This window comes from Cryobacterium sp. TmT2-59 (assembly GCF_004403545.1).
In the GTDB taxonomy this organism is placed as follows: domain Bacteria; phylum Actinomycetota; class Actinomycetes; order Actinomycetales; family Microbacteriaceae; genus Cryobacterium; species Cryobacterium shii.
Map to the genome: position 1 here is coordinate 1 of NZ_SOGM01000041.1, position 15,440 is coordinate 15,440.

Sequence of the window (15,440 nt, forward strand, 5' to 3'; positions counted from 1 at the left end):
CCTCTTGATGTGGTGAATAAACGCCGTGGTAAGCCTTATTTTTCCTGATCAAAAGGGCATTCTCTATTTAACGCGCCGCTAACTCCTCAACTCGACCGGTGGATCGAGGGTTAGCGGGGAAAGGCCACCATGTCCTCTAGCAACACTGAAAGACAGATCCGCAACGACTTCTCGACTACCAAATCGCTTTGACAAGCCCGACGCAGACACTGTCAGGTCATGCGCATACGCGACATCTGGAGCGCCAGCAACGGTGGTGTCGCGCGGTCGAGGGGAAGTGCGAGTCACAGCTTCCACCAGATCCCGTTGGAGTGGGGTGTGAACCCCAGAGCGTAGTAGAACGCTTGATTCGAGCCGACGTAGGCGGCCTGGGCGCCTAGGTCTCGGCAACGCCGCGCGGCTTCGAGCACGGCAGCGCGTCCGAGGCCGCGACGTCGGTGGTCGGGGTCGGTGCACACCGGCTCGACGAGGGCGTAAGTTGTGCCGGGCTCGTGCCAGATTCCGCAGTAGGCGGCGTAGTCCCCGTCGGGGGCGACGACCAGCATGTTGAGTTCGGGGTTGAGGTGTGGTCCAGATACGCTGGTTAGGCGTTCCTGGATCGCCTCGGCGTTGGCTCTCGGGAGTCCAGGGTTATTGAATCCGCGGTGCAGGAGTCGGTCGAAGCGGAGCATGTCGCGTTCGTTCGCGAGGCTGGCGATGCGATAGCCGGCGGGGAGGCGGTAGGACAAGTCCCCGGCGAGGTCGAGGACGGCGTTTGCTTCGGCCTCTGCCGTCGCGGTCAAGCCGTGCGCGGCGGCGATGCGCTGCAGGTTGTGGTCGGTTTCACCGACGAGCACCCTGACTTCCCCGCCCCGGGTGAGGTGCTCGAGCGCGTACTGGAGCATGTCTGGCAGCAGGTCGGCGTGTTCGGGGTCAGTTAGTAGGTAGGCCGAGCCGAGTTCGGTTTCGTAGGTGACGACAGCCACCACGCGTCCGTTGTGCTCCCAGATTCTAATGCGGTGCAGCGCGCTGGCGTCGAGGTAGGGCAGGGAAAACATCCATTCCCATCGCCCCCACAGGAAGCCGGGGGTGGTCGGGATTGCATGGTTGATCCGTACGAGGAAGTCGCGCACACGGTGGAACTCGTCGGTGAAGCCGGTTGTTCCCGGATGTTGGTGGGCTATTGCGGTCATGTTGGGGATTTTTCTCTTAAACGGATGTCCGCTGTTGAACGGATGCCCGGTGGGGGGTTCAGGGGTGGGAGCTTCGGAGGCGGCGGGACCGTGCCCCGAGAGCTAGGGCCCCTGCGGCGAGGACGCTGGTGAGTGGTGGATTCGTCGGCCAAACCAGGGATTGTACAAGGCGCGTGAAACCGAGGCCGTCATTTCGGGAGCCTCGGCCTCCGCACCCGTAAAACTTGGCCCGACGTGTTAGCCGCTGCGGCGTCGGGGTTGTAGGTGATGGTGTCGAGGTTGTACTCGAAGTACACGAACTGGTTGTGCGGGGCAGTGGGATGCCAACGGCCCTCGCCGCGGGTGGCGAGTCGCCGGGAGCNGTGAGTGCCGCGGGGGCGAGGATGCAGAGGTCGTTGAACAGTGTCACGGTTTCGGCCCGGTCCATCTCCGGCCCTGCAGCATTTGCCATCGGCAGCATCGAGCACAGCTTGACGCGCATAGTGGCGGTGCGTCCGACGAGGACGTGGAGGACGTCGACCGGCAGGCCGACCATCGTGGCGTCCATCCAGAACAACCGGCTGGGCGCGGGCCCGTAAGTGTTGACCTGCTCGCCGGTGTACGTCATCCATCGCGACGTGGCGCTGGCACGTATCCGGCCGTGAATTTTGGCGCGCAGGGAGGACACCCGGGGTTGACCGACGGCCCCGGAGCGCCGCACGTGCTCGGCGACCAGCTCTGGCAGGTGGGCCAGGTCGGCTTCGGTCACGGCCACGCCGGAGCGCGGTTGGGCTTCGCTGAGCGCGGCCTGGACGTGACGCCGGTACTCGGCACGGTAACTCATGGGGCCGTGGGACACGAAGGTGTATCCCAGAGTGGCCAGCAGCAGGAGGTTTGCCAGTGTGCCTGTTTTGGCGTCGCTCCATGAGGTCAGGATTGCGGTCTGCGAGATCAGGACGCCGATAGTGCCGGCGACCCACCACATGCGATTGCGGGCTGCGAGCAACACCCCGGTCGATACGACTACGATCGCGGCGGTCAGCCAGACCAGGCCGAGCGCCGGTTCGATCGGCTGGGTGAGAGCCTCCACCTCCGCCCAGTCGAACCCTTTGGCTGCGCCGAGCAGGTGGATGAGACCGTGCCCGACGAGCACGACAACGACGAACCACCGCATGAAGGTTCTCATCGGGTCGCGTCCCGAATCTGGCGGGGGTAAGAGTTTTTGACGCGGTCCGTGCGGGTGGCTGACATGGTATGTGCCTTCGTTTTCGTGGGGTTGGGGTGGGTTGGGTTGGTCTGGTGGTGGTGACTCAGTCGGATGCGACGGCGTCGAGCACGGGCAGTTGGGCGGCACGGGATGCTGGCCACAATGCGGCCAACACGCCGACGAAGACAGCTAAGACGAGCATGCCGGCGAGCTGCGCCCAGGGAATGGCCAGCGTGGTCAGGCCGACCCCGTTGAACACGGTCGGCATCACTGATGCAATGGCGACGCCAAGAACAACGCCGACGACGGTGCCGAACAGGGCCGTCAGAACGCTCTCGATGGTGATGATCCCGGCCAGTTGGAGCCGGCCGAGGCCGACGGCGCGCATGAGGCCGATCTCGCGGGTGCGCTCGATTACCGACAGGGCCAATGTGTTGACGATGCCCAGGATGGCGATGATGATCGAGAGCCCGAGGAGCGCATAGAGGATTACCAGGATCTGGTTGACCTGGCCCGCAAGCCCGTCCGCAAAGTCACCCTTGTCGGATACCGAGAGCACCACATATGGTCCGACCGCCTCGACCAGGTCGCCGCGCAGATTCGCCGCAGTCACGCCGGGAGCAGCGTTGACGAGCAGAAACTCGGTTGTCACCTGACCCGAGGGAACGACTTGGGTGAGAAGCTTGTCCGACATGACGATGGAAACGTCGATCAATTGGGAGTCGATAATTGCACCCACCCGCGCCGACGTCGACACGGCACCGGCCCGGGAGGCGAACGTCACCGTGTCGCCGAGAGACCAGCCGCGTTCCTTCGCGGTTGCCGCCTGCACCGCGATCGCGCCGTTGGCAAGGGTGTCGAGGGAACCCTTCACGACATCGACGTCGATGGTGCGCCCGAATGCCTTCGGTGGGAGTCCGACGACGAACGAGGCATCTTGCTTGGCTGCCCTCTCCCCCGGGCCGACGACGACGGTGGGGCCGTAGGCGAGCACATCCATCGCGCCGACAGAGTCGAGCGCACGGACATCAGCCACCGCGCCGACGGGCACTCCGGTAGTTGACCGAATGGAGAAGTCCGACGTCCAGCCGTCGTCGACGATGGCGCGGGTGGAGACCGTGGCCGAAGCAGCCAGGACCGAAGCGGCGCCGACCAGTGCCATGCCGATCATCAGCGCACTGGCAGTATTCGCGGTGCGTCTCGGGTTGCGGACAACATTTCCGCGGGCCAACCTACCCAGCGGCCGGACTGCGGCGACGAACACCGCGGAGAGCACCCCCAGGCAATGGCGAACGAGGAACGGGGCCAGAAGCAGCGTGCCGAGGGCGAGCAGCCCCGCACCGACGCCGACCAGAGCTGACCCGTTGCTGTCGGGCGCGAGTAGCGCCACGACGAGCCCTGCAGCACCTAAGGTGGCGAGAACACCGCCGATAATAGTGCGGACACGCAGAGACCTCTCGGTCGCCGTCGCCTCGCGCATGGCCTCGACCGGCGCGGTGAGGGCTGCGCGGCGGGCCGGCAGGACGGCCGCCACGACGGCTACAACGGTGCCGACAAGCAACGAGACGATCACGGTCGGAGCGTCAAGCGGGATGGATCCGGACAGGTCCATGCCGACCTGGTCAAAGCCGATCCGAAGCAGCGAAACGAGGCCAAGGCCCCCGGCGATTCCCAGCGCGGACCCGAGCAGACCCACAACGGCAGCCTGGATCAGGATGGACGCGAACACCTGGGTCGGCGACGCGCCAACGGCGCGCAACAAAGCGAACTCGCGAGTACGCTGACGCACCAACATGGAGAACGTGTTGGAGATGATGAAGGCCCCAACAAATAGCGAGATGCCCGCGAACACCAACATGAACGCCTGCACGAACCCGAGCTGAGCTTCAATGTCCGTGCGCGCTTCGGCTCGCATTGCGTCACCGGTGAGAGCCTCGGCCACGGCTGTTTTGTCGCGCGAAAGCACCTGGGCCAGTTTCGCGACCAGGTTACTTTCGGTCACTCCTGGTTTTGCGTACACAGAGATCGTGGACACCATGCCATCGGGGGCATAGACCGCTGTCGCGGTCGCAACGTCAAGGTACACGATTGTGGCCCCGGCCATTGCGATTCCCGTGGACATTTTCCCGGTGACCTGCACAGTGCGAATTTCGCCGGCCACAACGATTTTCGTCTCGTCTCCCACCGACAAGCCGGAAGACGCCAGGGTTGCGGACTCGAGTCCGATCTCGGCCGGTCCGTCGGGGGCGCGTCCGGAGGCAACTGTGACGGTGGTGTCGTCGGGATACAACGCCACCCCGAAGCTGGGCGCCTGGGTGCTCTGGACCGCGGTGCCGTTCTTTCCGACAACGACGATTGGGCCGGTAATCCCGGCGAACGCTTTGTCGACACCGTGTACTGTGGCGATCCGATCGGCGAGAGCGGCAGGCACGGTGTTGCGGTTTTCACCGGTTGTGCCGGTCATACTGCGCCCGAGCGCAGGTTCGGCTCCGCGAATGTAGGCGTCTCCGAGCAGGGTCGAGTCCACGATTCCGGAGAATGTGGAAGACATCATTGTGCGCAGGGAGAAAGTGCCTGCCACGAAAGCGACTCCAAGCGCGACAGCCAGGACCGAGAGGATGAATCGCACGAGATGCGCGCGTATTCCGCGCAACGCCACGCGGCGCATCAGACACGCACCGGGAGGAGCATTGCAGAGGTGTTGTTGTCGGTTTTACCTTCGTCCGCAGTGGGTGCAGCGTCGAGACTAGCGAGCGCTTCGAGCACGGATGCTTGTGTAGGGTTTACTAATTCGCCGACGAGCCGGCCATCGGCCAAGAAGAGGACACGGTGGGCATAGGTGGCCGTGCGGGGGTCGTGGGTGACCATGACGACACTTTGGCCGAGATCGTCGACGGAGCGGCGCAGAAAGCCCAGCAACTCGGTGGACGCCTTCGAATCGAGGTTGCCGGTGGGCTCATCGGCGAAGATCACCGCAGGTTTGGCGACGAGCGCTCGGGCGCACGCGACTCGCTGCTGTTGACCCCCCGACAGCTCGCTGGGGCGATGGTGTAGACGTGACTCCAGCCCCACCGCGGCCACGACCCTGTCGAAGTGCGCACGATCGACCGGCCTACGGGCGATGTCCAGCGGCAATGTGATGTTCTCCGCCGCAGTGAGCGTAGGAACCAGGTTGAAGGCCTGGAAGATGAACCCCAACCGGGTGCGGCGAAGCTTCGTCAGTTGGCGCTGGTTCATCCGGCCGACGTCTTCGCCGTCGATCGTCACGGTCCCAGAGGTGATTGTGTCCAGCCCGGCCATGCAGTGCAGGAGGGTGGACTTGCCCGACCCGGATGGACCCATGATCGCTGTCAGCTCACCACGAGTGAAATCAACATCGATAGCCGCCAAAGCTGGCACCGTTGTGTCGCCCCGCCCATAGGTCTTCACCAGGCCCCTCGCCGAAGCAATGGCCGACGCGGGGATGGCCGTCGCGCAGCGAATCTGGAGGGGTTTCGTGGTCGGGTTGGTCATGTGTTGTCCTGTCGGAAAGTGCAATGGGTTGAAGAGTGATCGTGCGGTGAGCGCGTTCGACTTGCCCGGGCGTTGTGGAGCGCAGGCGCGTTGGAACCACACGCTCACCTGAAGGCGCAAAGCAACGGGAGGTGCCGACGTACGGGTGTTAGCTGGGAGCGGTTGTGTAAGGGGCGAGAACAAGCTTGACGGCCGCACGTGCGTAGCCGGCCGCGATGGGCTCTCCCGTGATCAGAAGGCTGAAATACAGGGGGCCGACAAGCGCATTGAGCACGAAGTCGACATCCGTATCGACGGAGAGCTCGCCGGAGGCCATTCCGCGCTCGACGGCCGCGCGCCAGTGTCGCAGGTTTGGCTTGATGATCAGATCGCGGTAGCTGGCGGCGAGCACCGGATCGGCGGCCATCTCGGCCACCAGACCAGGCAGCACGCGGCCGAGAGGCGTCCGGGTCAGGACATCGATCAACTCGTCGGTCAGGGTCATTAGGTCACCGGCGGCGCTGCCGGAATCGTTGTCCTTGCCCGGGCGGATTTGGGTCACCATCGCCTCGACGACAAGCTGGGACTTTTGCGACCACCGCCGGTAGATGGCCGGCTTACTCACCCCCGCCCGCCGAGCGACCTCCGCCACCGAAACGCGGACGTAGCCGACCTCGGAGAGCAACTCAATCGCCGCCCGCAGGATGGCCTGATCCATGTCCGGGTCACGGGGACGCCCGATATCGCTGCCACGGCCACCGGGGCGGCGCGGTGCCATTTGCGACTCGGACATCAGAACCAACTCCCTATTACGTATCTATTGGTAACGTAACAGAGCTGGTCAAGATACGCAACTACGCGTTACGGAACTGACCAAATGATTAACGTACGTCAGAATGCGCACCGATTAATGCGGGTTGCGAGCGGTGTGCGTTACTTGGAGTGAACGACTTTAGGATCTCAATGTCGTGCTTGCCGTCGAGGCGTTCGGCCTCGTCGAGGAATAGCTGCCGGACCTTCGTCGCGATCGAACGAGCGTTGTCGGCCTTGCTGACGCCATCCGTTCAGCGCTGGACTGCGCCCGAGTGGACGTGCGTTGATCGCCGGTCCGCATTTGAGGCGATGCCTGAACTGGGACGGCTGCGGTGCTATTCACTCTCAACCGCTTTTCGAGGTGCGGCCCCCTGTGGCGGACCCCAAGGGAGCCCGTGCGCAGCCATCTGTGCGCGCAGCGCTTCGCCGCCCACGACGCCGATGTTGTCCAACTTGGTGACCTCGGCAAGACTGAGCCGGCGCATGGCCTGAAGGTCGCCGACCCCGTGCGCGCGCAGCGCCTTGAGAACAGACGCCGACACGTGGCCCTCGAGCACGTCGAGCGGCGTGAGCGCCGCGGGTTCCTTCGGGGGGAACGTGGCGTCGAACGCCTCGACGTCACCCTGGTCGAGGTGGAAGGCCGGAGCCACGTGGAACTCGCCCCGCACCCCGTCAAGCCCGCCGTCGACCAATTCGAGCGCCATCAGCGCGTCGAACGTGATGCCGCCGAGCGCCGTGATCCCGACCTCGCTGCCCCGGACGAACCCGTACCTCGGGTAATAGTCGGGATGCCCGTAGACGACAACCGCACGGTGGCCAAGCCGTGCCGCCGCGGCGAACGTGTGGCGCATGAGTGCGCCGCCGACACCGCTACCCTGGCCCTCTGGCAGGACGCTCAGCGGACCGAACGTGAGCACGTCCCGCGCCCCGCCCTCGCCGAGTACCTGGGCGCGGGAGAACAAGATGCTTCCTACCAGGGTGCCGTCGATCTCCGCGACCACGCTGAGCTCCGGCACAAAGGCCTTCGACTTACGGAGCCGGCAAACGAGCAGGTGCTCGTCGCAGCCCGGGCCCCTCATCCCCCAGAACGCGTCGCGCGTTAAATTTTCCACCGCCCAACGGTCGACCGGCTCCTCACGCCTGATAATCATTACGGGCCGAGAATTGCCTGCGCGACGCAATATCGGTTCGTTTGTTGAGCGAAACTTCATGGTGGCTCTTTCGGCGTGGGTCAGAGAAGAGATGGTGGGGAACCGGTCGCGGTTCGCGGTCACCGGTGAGGCCGGCCGGTGACTATTGGACACTCACTCGGACCGGGGCGTGGACTATGTGGCTGACTTCGAGAATAATCTCGAGACCGTCTTCGTCGTCCCATTGATCGCCCACTTCCCTGAAACCGTAGGCGTCAACGAGCGCGCGCGATGCGATGTTGTCCGGGCTGATGGTAGCCCGGACGATTTGCACATCGGGATGATTCTCAGCGACGTCGAGCAGTGTTTCGAGCGCCTGTCTCGCGTATCCCTGACGTCGGTGTTCCGGATCAATCCGGTAGCCAATCTCGACCATTCCGACCTCGTCGAGCGCCCCGTGAAAACCGGCCAGACCAACAGGTGTCCTGACGTTGGGAACGACGACGAAGCGCGTAATCCAGGAAGCGTCCTCGGGGGTATTAACTATTTGCTCGCTCCTCATACGCCAAAGGTTGGTGCATTCCGAGCCGGCCACATACGGCGTCACGAACTCGGCGGAAATGCCTTCCGCTTTTCCCAGTGCCAAGGCGTGCAGGACAAGCTCAGGTATTTTCACGAGGCGCAGCTGGGACTGCTGAGGCTTAGGGTGCTGCCACGGGCCGCTCATGATGATTAGGTCATCTTGGCAAGGTTGACGAACATCTCGTGATTTGGTGTGAAACACACTTTCGGCCATTCCCGTGGGGGTATTTACGTGGTGAAGCGTCATGTTGGGCTTTTCGTCGTGGGATCCCCTACTCATGCGCGGCGACCGAAAACGGTCAGCAACGACACCTTTTTGGTGTATTCGATAGAGCCGTAGCGGAATAGCTGGACAGCAAGGCGGAGGACGACCACACCCAAGACGAATTGTTCGACGATGATGATGGCGGATTCGAGGGGGGTGAGCGAGCCAAACCCGTTGCGGAGCAGTCCGGTGACGGGGGCGCTGTAGGGGAAGTAGGTAAAGATTTGCACGATGAACGCATGTGGGTCCGACACAATCAGGGACACGGCGTAAAGCGGAACGAACATCAGGAACATTGTGACGCCGAAGATCTGGCCGGCGTCTTTCGCTGTGGGCATGATCGCGCCCACAGCTACCAGAGTCGCAGTGAAGAGGGTGAAACCGCCGATGAGGAGTAGCGCCCCGACAATCATCGGTCCTGGGTTGATGACCAGGGCTGACAGGTCGAAGTTCGGCACGTTGAGGGAGTCGCGGAAGAACAGAAATCCGAGGATTGCCGGGAGGAGAAAAACAAGGACTTGAACGAGTCCGATGACGAACATGGCAACAATTTTGCCGAGGATGAGGGTGGTCGGGTTCATCGTAGTGAGGATCATCTCGGTTACCCGGTTCTCTTTCTCCTCAAGGGTGCTGTTGAGCATCTGGGTCCCGAGCAACCCGATAACGACGTACAAAATGACGAGGAACAGTAATGGCGGGATAACACTGTTGATGCCACCGGATACTTGGCCGTCTTTGTAGGTGACGGATTCAGTTGCCAGGTCTCCTTGGGCGAGGGTAGTCAGGGTATCGTCACCAATTTTTCCCTGTGCGCTGCTTACGAGGATTTGGGTAGCGATCGTGTCGTATTTGCCGTTTTCGAAGATCCCAAGGTCGACTCCGTACACCTTAGTGGGGCCTGTGGCAGGGTCCTCTGAGTAGGCGAAATACGCGTCCTGGGCTCCGGATGCGCTTCGAGGAAGTTGTCTTCTTCGCCCTCTTGGCTTGCCTTGTCGGCTTTGTCGAAGAGGTGTTCTTCCGTGGTCTGATCTTGCAGGCTTTCGCTCCGTCGGGCTTCTGGAGGGCGGCGGTTGTTTCGTCCGTTGTCTTCGGGGCGACGCATAGTCTGAATCTTCTGTTCGGCGCGGACCCCCTCGCGACCATGTTGCAAATGGTTTATGCCATGGCACTGGGCTTCGGATTCGCGGCGGTGACACTCCGAACGGGAGTCATTTGGCCTCTCATCGTGATCCACGCGTTGATCGACTTCGCGGGGTTCGTCACCGCGGAGGCAACGGTGATGACTCGCGTGTCCCCAATCGATGTTGTCATTTACGGCGGCTACGTTGCCGTCTTCACCACCTACGGAATCGTCATGATGCGAGCCGTCAGCCAGCACAAGCGTTTCGCCCACACGAGGTCGGATTCATCGTCGAAACGTGGACCACGTTCCCCGGCAGACCGTTGAATGAGGGTGGCAGGGCGAAGCCCTATGTAGATGGAACCGACGCGAAGCCACTGTCAACTCTGCCCCCCCAACGGGGCCCTGGCTCATAGCCACCGCTTCCGCCATCGTTCTCTGGTGACCTCTTCGCGCGATTTGATCCAATACAACCTGCAGTTCCGTATAAGCAGTGCTCAGGCGAAGGCACACTTCGGCGCAGGTCAACCAGGACGGGTAGAGCTGGGCCATGCAACTGTCGTTCACAGTTCACAGTTCACAGTTCACAGTTCACCGTCACCATTCGGAGGTGAACCTGCCCTATCGCCGGCGTACACTCAGCGGCATACAGGCGGTTCGGGTTCGGGTTCGGGTTCGGCCGAGGCCGAGGCCGCGGGCGACAGCGGTAGATCAGGTTGAGAGCGTGCAGACGGCTTGATCGATTGCGAAGCTCGCAACTTGGGTTCTATGCAAGCGGAAAATGGACAAAATGATCGAGGACGAAGACCACAGCGTTCCCAAGGACGAGCGCCGGTCCGATATCGCGGCCCCTCTGGGCCGATGGCGAACCTTGCCGGCTCGGGTGCCAGTGGACGAGCAGACCACGTCGTCGCCGGCTTCGGATGCGCCGGACCCCGAGGGTGGCAGGAATCCCGACAACGACTGGCTACTACGAGGCGTGTGAGGCTAGTCTCAACAATCCAGGCCGCACCCTCGTCAATTCGTCGGGTCACAGGGCCTAACGGAGTCGTCCATTTCTGCAATTTCTGCAATAGATGCATTACTACTGGTGTGGCTTCATATTCGGGACCGGCGAATTGTCCGATGTTGAACGACAATCCTTGGGAAGTCGTTCTCCGTTGCCAACCATCTGGCTCCGGCCCAGGCAGCATTGCGCCTCGAGTCGACTCAGTCGCAGGCGGTTAGCAGAAGTATTGGTTCTGTTCCGCGGAACGGAGTTCTGGTGGTCGGCGACGAACGTAGCGAGCGTCAAGCGTTCAGCGGCTTTCGGCGCCTGTCGGTGCGGCCCAAACTCACAAGACTCACAAAACGCACAAGACTCACAGACGAGAACGTCGCCTTGCAGAGGCTGGGTGGACGTGCGCCAAGGCCAGATCCGCGGTTCCTTCACGCAGGCGCAGGACTCGGCAGGATACCGGCGGATCCGCCTGCACGCTAACGACTTGGAGACCAGAGACAGGGTCCACCTGCCTACTGGGCGAGCAGCATTCTGATTGTTCAAGAAGCTGACTCAGCTCGCCGGGCGCGCCTGATTGCAAGCGGTCAAGGCTCCAGTATCGTTGTGCCTCGGAGTCCCCCCACTCCGGCGATTAGCCCCGGTCTTCATGCTCGCCTTTCCCCAGGCGATACATTCCGGGGCTTTTTCGTTCCTTCCCCCCCCCACAACGACGCAGCTCGCTGTCCGCGAGGAATTAGTCGAGCTGCTGCGGTGCTTCATCCCAACCCAGAGCTGAGGTGAGTTCGTCGGCATCTGGGAGTGCGTCCTTTTCGGAGGTCGGCAGGGAATCATAGCTGTAGGTGGACACGGCCATGGGGGAGCCCGAGCGACCAAGCGAGTAGCGGACTGTGTGATCGTTTCGGTCGCCGCAGATGAGAATGCCAACCGTGGGCGGGAGGGCGTCTCGTCGGAGCCTGTCGTCGACGAGGGAGACGTAGAAGGCGAGTTTGCAGGCATGCTCGGGTTGGAACTTTCCGGTCTTCAGCTCGATGACGACATACCGCAGTTGCTCGACGTGAAAGAACAGCAGGTCGAGGTAGAAGTCATCGCCGGCGACGTCGAAGTGGACCTGGCGGCCCACGAATGCGAACCCCTTTCCTAGCTCACGGAGCGTCTCGACGATGCGGTCCATGAGGGCTTGTTCTAGGTCGCGTTCGGCTGCTTCCTCGGTCAGTTCCAGGAAATCGAACACGTAGGGGTGTTTGGCGACTCCACGCGCATGAGACTCCGCCATTTTCGGCAAGCGCCATAGATGAGACGCAGGGCTCCGGGAGGGACCTCTTCTATTCCAACAGGTTCCGACAGGCGAAAACTCAACAGAGGGCCTTGCGTGGTGCGTCAGGCCCGTCGCTCTACAGCTCCACGTCGTCAGGAGGCATCGACGCGGGCACGATCCTGGCGGTGGTGTCCTTGCGGCGGTGGAGGTGTCCTTGGTCGGGGTCGCAGTCGCGGAATGGCCCGTTGCCTTTGTCGAAGATGACCGCGGCGTGGCGGTCCCAGTGGTTGATCCACCAGGAGGACACGGCGCCGGCGTCGCCGTCCATGACGCTGGCATCGGCTTGCATGCTGGCTTGCCAGAGGGCTTTGAACCGGGCGACTACCTCGGGGTGTAGCCACCATTGGGTGCACCACGGGGTGGGTTTGGTGCCGACGACCTCAACGGTGGCCAGGTGACCGGTCAGCCAGTCGAGGAACATTTGGCGAACGTCGACCGCGTCCTCCTCGGGGGCGGTCGAGTCGAAGTCGTCGTACTCAGCCATGGGCTGCTACCTCCGCTGCAGTGGTGTCCTCGGGCGCCGGTGTCGGCGTGCGGTTCGGTGTCTTGGTCGGGGTGCGGTTGATGGTGGTGGTGAGGGTTTTGTCGCGGAACCAGGGGACGGTGTTGACCATGACGGGGCGGCATTTGGAGCTGAAGACGATGGCGCGCCATTCGGGGAGGGAGCCGAGGGCGGCGATGTCGAGGGTGTTGACCTTGCGGGTGTTGGTGGAGGTGGATTGGTGGCCGTCTTTGCCAGTGGAGCTGCCGTAGGTGATTTCGTCGTGTTCGCCGATGAGGGCCGCCAAGGACCGGAGGAAGTCGTCGTCGCCGGATCCTCCGCCGAAGACCCGGGTGGCGGCGGCGTCCCAGAGGGTCTGCCACCCGTCTTTCCCGAACGCGTCGATCGCTTGGGCGCGGGATTGGAAGTAAGAGTTGAGGATGATACCCATAGACCCGTAGAACGAGTACACGGAGGGCAGTTCGGGCCAGCGGACGATGTTCGCGCACTCGTCGAGCTCCATCACGAGCGGGACGGGGAGCCGGCCACCGTTTCGCTGCGCGGCGGTTTCGGCGGTTGTGCAGATGGCGCGGATGAGGGCGGTGAGGATGGCGCCGCCGGATCCTTCACTGTCTTTGGAGAGGAGCACGAGGGTGTCACTGCTGGTGATGAACGCGGCCGGGTCAAACCGGCGAACCCCGGCCGTGTCGGTCCAGGCGAGGAGGTCGTCGTCCGCGAGGGCCGACGCCATCCGCTGCGCGGTGGCGTAGACGCTGCCCTTGGTTTTGTCCGGCCAGCTCAGGATGCCCTCGATCGTTGAGGACGGCCCGGTTTTTCCGTGGCGGGCGAGGATCTGCTGCACGTCATACCCCTCAGCCCGGGCGATCCACGCGAACACCTGGGACAGGGGTTCGTGCTCGAGGGCGGCGGCGTAGAAGAAGTACGCGAGCATGTCCCGCCCGGCGGTATCGAACTGGGAATCACCGCCCCGGTCGGAAGCCTTCCGAGTCGAGGCCTCAAAGATCGCGGCCAGCTCCCGGGCATCCGCGGCGCTGCGAATGTACTCGAGCGGGTTGAACACGAAGTCAGGCTGCGGGTCCAGGCGGTAGATGCGGTTGGGGTCGAAGATGAACGCCTGGCCGTGGCTGGCCCGGCCGGCGAGGGTTTCGCGGACACCGTCGACTTTGTTGGACGTCATGATGGCGGCCCCGGGGGCTTCGAGCATGTGCCGGATCACGAGCGCGGACGTTTTCCCGCGGCCGGTGCCGAACACGTACACGCCCAGGTCCCGCCACCCCTGATACACCCACCGGTTCCCCCGCCCGACGAGGCGGCCGACCCGCTCCCCCGCCGGCAGATTCACCGCGGCCGGGTGCAGCTGCGCCGCTTCCTTCGCCCGCAGCTTCTCCCGCAGCACCGCGGACTGCCGGGGCGTGGCCATGTGCCGCAGGGCCACGTTGTTGCGCTTGGTCGACGCCCACTGGGCCTGCTTGGCCAGGATGAACGCGAACAGGCCCACGGCCAGGACCAGGGCCACCACGCTCGTCCAGGTTGCGGCGGGCGGCCACGGTGCGTCCCGGAAGAGGAAGTCGCCCGCGAGAGCGGCGGGGTTCCACGGATAGGTCGTGCCGGTGGGGGTGATCATCGCGCCGACGTGCACGGCCACGAGGAGGCTGAGGGCGGCGAGGAGGGCGAGGACGCCGGTCATGATGCGGGCTTTCCAGTCGATCACAGGGTTCTCCTTGCCGCCACGAACACGGTCTGTCGGTTAGTCGGGGTGGGGCGGTGCGCCTGGGTGTGGGGCATTAGTTGTTGAGTTTCATGGGGTCGGTGGTGTTTGGGTCGACGGCGATGTGGACGTGGTTGCAGTCGTCCCGGAATTGCTTCATCGACAGGTCCAGGGTCACGCCGGCGTCGGCGCGGCACTGGTTCTGGCCGGCCCCGGACCCGGCTGGCATCACCGGGCTGAGCGCCTTCAGGAGCTTCAGGGCGTTGGCGTCGGCGCCGGTGGTGGGTATCCGGCCGAAGGAGTAGAAGTCGACGGCGTGGCCGCCGCCGTTCGCGGAGTGCGGGGAGGAGAGGCCGGAGCCGAGGATTTGGCCGGTGCAGGCCCGGTTGATGTCGGAGATCCCGACCGCGTCGAACATGTTCGTGGCCATGGTGATGACTTGCAGGATGCGGGTGTCGATGCCGCAGTTCGGGCGGGTTTCGCCGTCGGCGATCCACCGGATCTCGCGCAGGTGATCCGGCGACAAACCCGTGATCGCACCCGCGTCGATCTTGACCACCAGGGCCGCCGCCAACGCCCGTGCGTCACTGCCAACGCCGGCCGCGCACGCTGCGTCCCCGGTGGTGAGAGCAGCCACGACCTCTTGCGCCTGGGCGTAGTAGGTCGTGTAGTGGTTCGGGTCGGCGTTGATCTGCACGGCGTGCGCCGCCGCCGTGGGTGGCAGCGTGTCCCAATTTGGGACGGTGACGAGGCGTTGGAAGAAGAAGCTGGCGGCTTGGGTGGGGTTCATGCGTTCGGCGAGGGTGCCCCAGGTGTTGCGTTGCTGGAACAGACCGCGGGAGTCGGGTCCAACGGTGTCGCCGTAGCTGAGGTTGCGGAGGGTGGATTCGCCCATGGCGGTCATGACTGCAATGGTTTGCCCGTGCACGTTGACGCCCGCGGTCGCGCCGGCGTTCATGATCAAAGCAGCATTGACGAGCTGGTCGCCCTGGTACCCGGCGACTGGTGTGCGTTCGGCGGCGCCCTGCGGGTTCGCGGCGACAGCGGCGCAGGCACCGGTGCCGGGGCCGCCGCCGGTGACGAGGAGCAGTCCGGTGAAGAGGACCACGAGCAGGAGCACTGCCGTGGTGCCGAGTATGCCTTTCTGCACGACGG

At 63.7% G+C, this 15,440-nt stretch carries 13 protein-coding genes and 1 pseudogene; 2 read left to right on the plus strand and 12 right to left on the minus strand.

All coding sequences use genetic code 11. The features are described 5' to 3' along the window. Window positions 1–284: 284 nt before the first annotated feature. The 8 genes from E3T24_RS06510 to E3T24_RS06545 all read right to left on the minus strand — a co-directional run bounded on the left by E3T24_RS06510 (window position 285) and on the right by E3T24_RS06545 (window position 9,527). Window positions 285–1,172: a GNAT family N-acetyltransferase gene (locus tag E3T24_RS06510; protein WP_134434432.1), complete on the minus strand. Its 888-nt coding sequence runs from the start codon at window positions 1,170–1,172 to the stop codon at window positions 285–287. Between the two features lie 58 nt (window positions 1,173–1,230). After that, window positions 1,231–2,337: a DUF6544 family protein gene (locus E3T24_RS18250; RefSeq protein WP_134434433.1), complete on the minus strand. Its 1,107-nt coding sequence runs from the start codon at window positions 2,335–2,337 to the stop codon at window positions 1,231–1,233. A 124-nt stretch (window positions 2,338–2,461) separates the two neighbouring features. Next, on the minus strand, window positions 2,462–4,912 hold the full coding sequence (locus E3T24_RS06520) for an FtsX-like permease family protein (protein WP_347232647.1): 2,451 nt from the start codon (window positions 4,910–4,912) through the stop codon (window positions 2,462–2,464). A gap of 113 nt (window positions 4,913–5,025) precedes the next feature. Beyond that, on the minus strand, window positions 5,026–5,871 hold the full coding sequence (locus E3T24_RS06525) for an ABC transporter ATP-binding protein (RefSeq protein ID WP_134434435.1): 846 nt from the start codon (window positions 5,869–5,871) through the stop codon (window positions 5,026–5,028). 148 nt (window positions 5,872–6,019) lie between these two features. Next, window positions 6,020–6,568, minus strand: a complete 549-nt coding sequence (locus E3T24_RS06530) for a TetR/AcrR family transcriptional regulator (protein ID WP_166789176.1) — start codon at window positions 6,566–6,568, stop codon at window positions 6,020–6,022. 430 nt (window positions 6,569–6,998) lie between these two features. Continuing rightward, window positions 6,999–7,814, minus strand: a complete 816-nt coding sequence (locus E3T24_RS06535) for an N-acetyltransferase (protein ID WP_206750177.1) — start codon at window positions 7,812–7,814, stop codon at window positions 6,999–7,001. A gap of 142 nt (window positions 7,815–7,956) precedes the next feature. Continuing rightward, window positions 7,957–8,622 (minus strand): GNAT family N-acetyltransferase, encoded by a 666-nt coding sequence (locus E3T24_RS06540; protein WP_241978638.1) that lies wholly within the window; start codon window positions 8,620–8,622, stop codon window positions 7,957–7,959. Window positions 8,623–8,651: 29 nt separating this feature from the next. After that, window positions 8,652–9,527 carry an ABC transporter permease gene (locus E3T24_RS06545; RefSeq protein WP_134434438.1) on the minus strand — a complete coding sequence of 292 codons (876 nt, stop codon included), beginning with the start codon at window positions 9,525–9,527 and terminating at the stop codon, window positions 8,652–8,654. A gap of 59 nt (window positions 9,528–9,586) precedes the next feature. Between E3T24_RS06545 and E3T24_RS06550 the strand changes: the two genes are divergently transcribed. Then, complete coding sequence (locus E3T24_RS06550; protein ID WP_134434439.1) at window positions 9,587–10,087, plus strand: CPBP family intramembrane glutamic endopeptidase; 501 nt, start codon at window positions 9,587–9,589, stop codon at window positions 10,085–10,087. A gap of 463 nt (window positions 10,088–10,550) precedes the next feature. Then, the gene (locus E3T24_RS06555) at window positions 10,551–10,745 is read left to right on the plus strand and encodes a hypothetical protein (protein ID WP_134434440.1); all 195 of its coding nucleotides are present in this window, start codon (window positions 10,551–10,553) and stop codon (window positions 10,743–10,745) included. 748 nt (window positions 10,746–11,493) lie between these two features. Here E3T24_RS06555 and E3T24_RS06560 read toward each other — a convergent pair. The 4 genes and pseudogenes from E3T24_RS06560 to E3T24_RS06575 form a co-directional block, all read right to left on the minus strand. Further along, window positions 11,494–12,018, minus strand: a pseudogene (locus tag E3T24_RS06560) (PDDEXK nuclease domain-containing protein); the annotation flags it as partial. Window positions 12,019–12,151: 133 nt separating this feature from the next. Further along, window positions 12,152–12,559 (minus strand): DUF4913 domain-containing protein, encoded by a 408-nt coding sequence (locus E3T24_RS06565; protein WP_134434442.1) that lies wholly within the window; start codon window positions 12,557–12,559, stop codon window positions 12,152–12,154. Continuing rightward, a complete protein-coding gene (locus tag E3T24_RS06570) occupies window positions 12,552–14,288 on the minus strand; it encodes a TraM recognition domain-containing protein (protein ID WP_134434443.1) in 1,737 nt (578 codons plus the stop codon). The genes E3T24_RS06565 and E3T24_RS06570 overlap by 8 nt, the downstream gene beginning before the upstream one ends. Before the next feature lie 73 nt (window positions 14,289–14,361). Continuing rightward, window positions 14,362–15,435, minus strand: coding sequence for a hypothetical protein (locus E3T24_RS06575; protein ID WP_134434444.1), 1,074 nt, complete (start codon window positions 15,433–15,435; stop codon window positions 14,362–14,364). Between the last annotated feature and the right edge of the window lie 5 nt (window positions 15,436–15,440).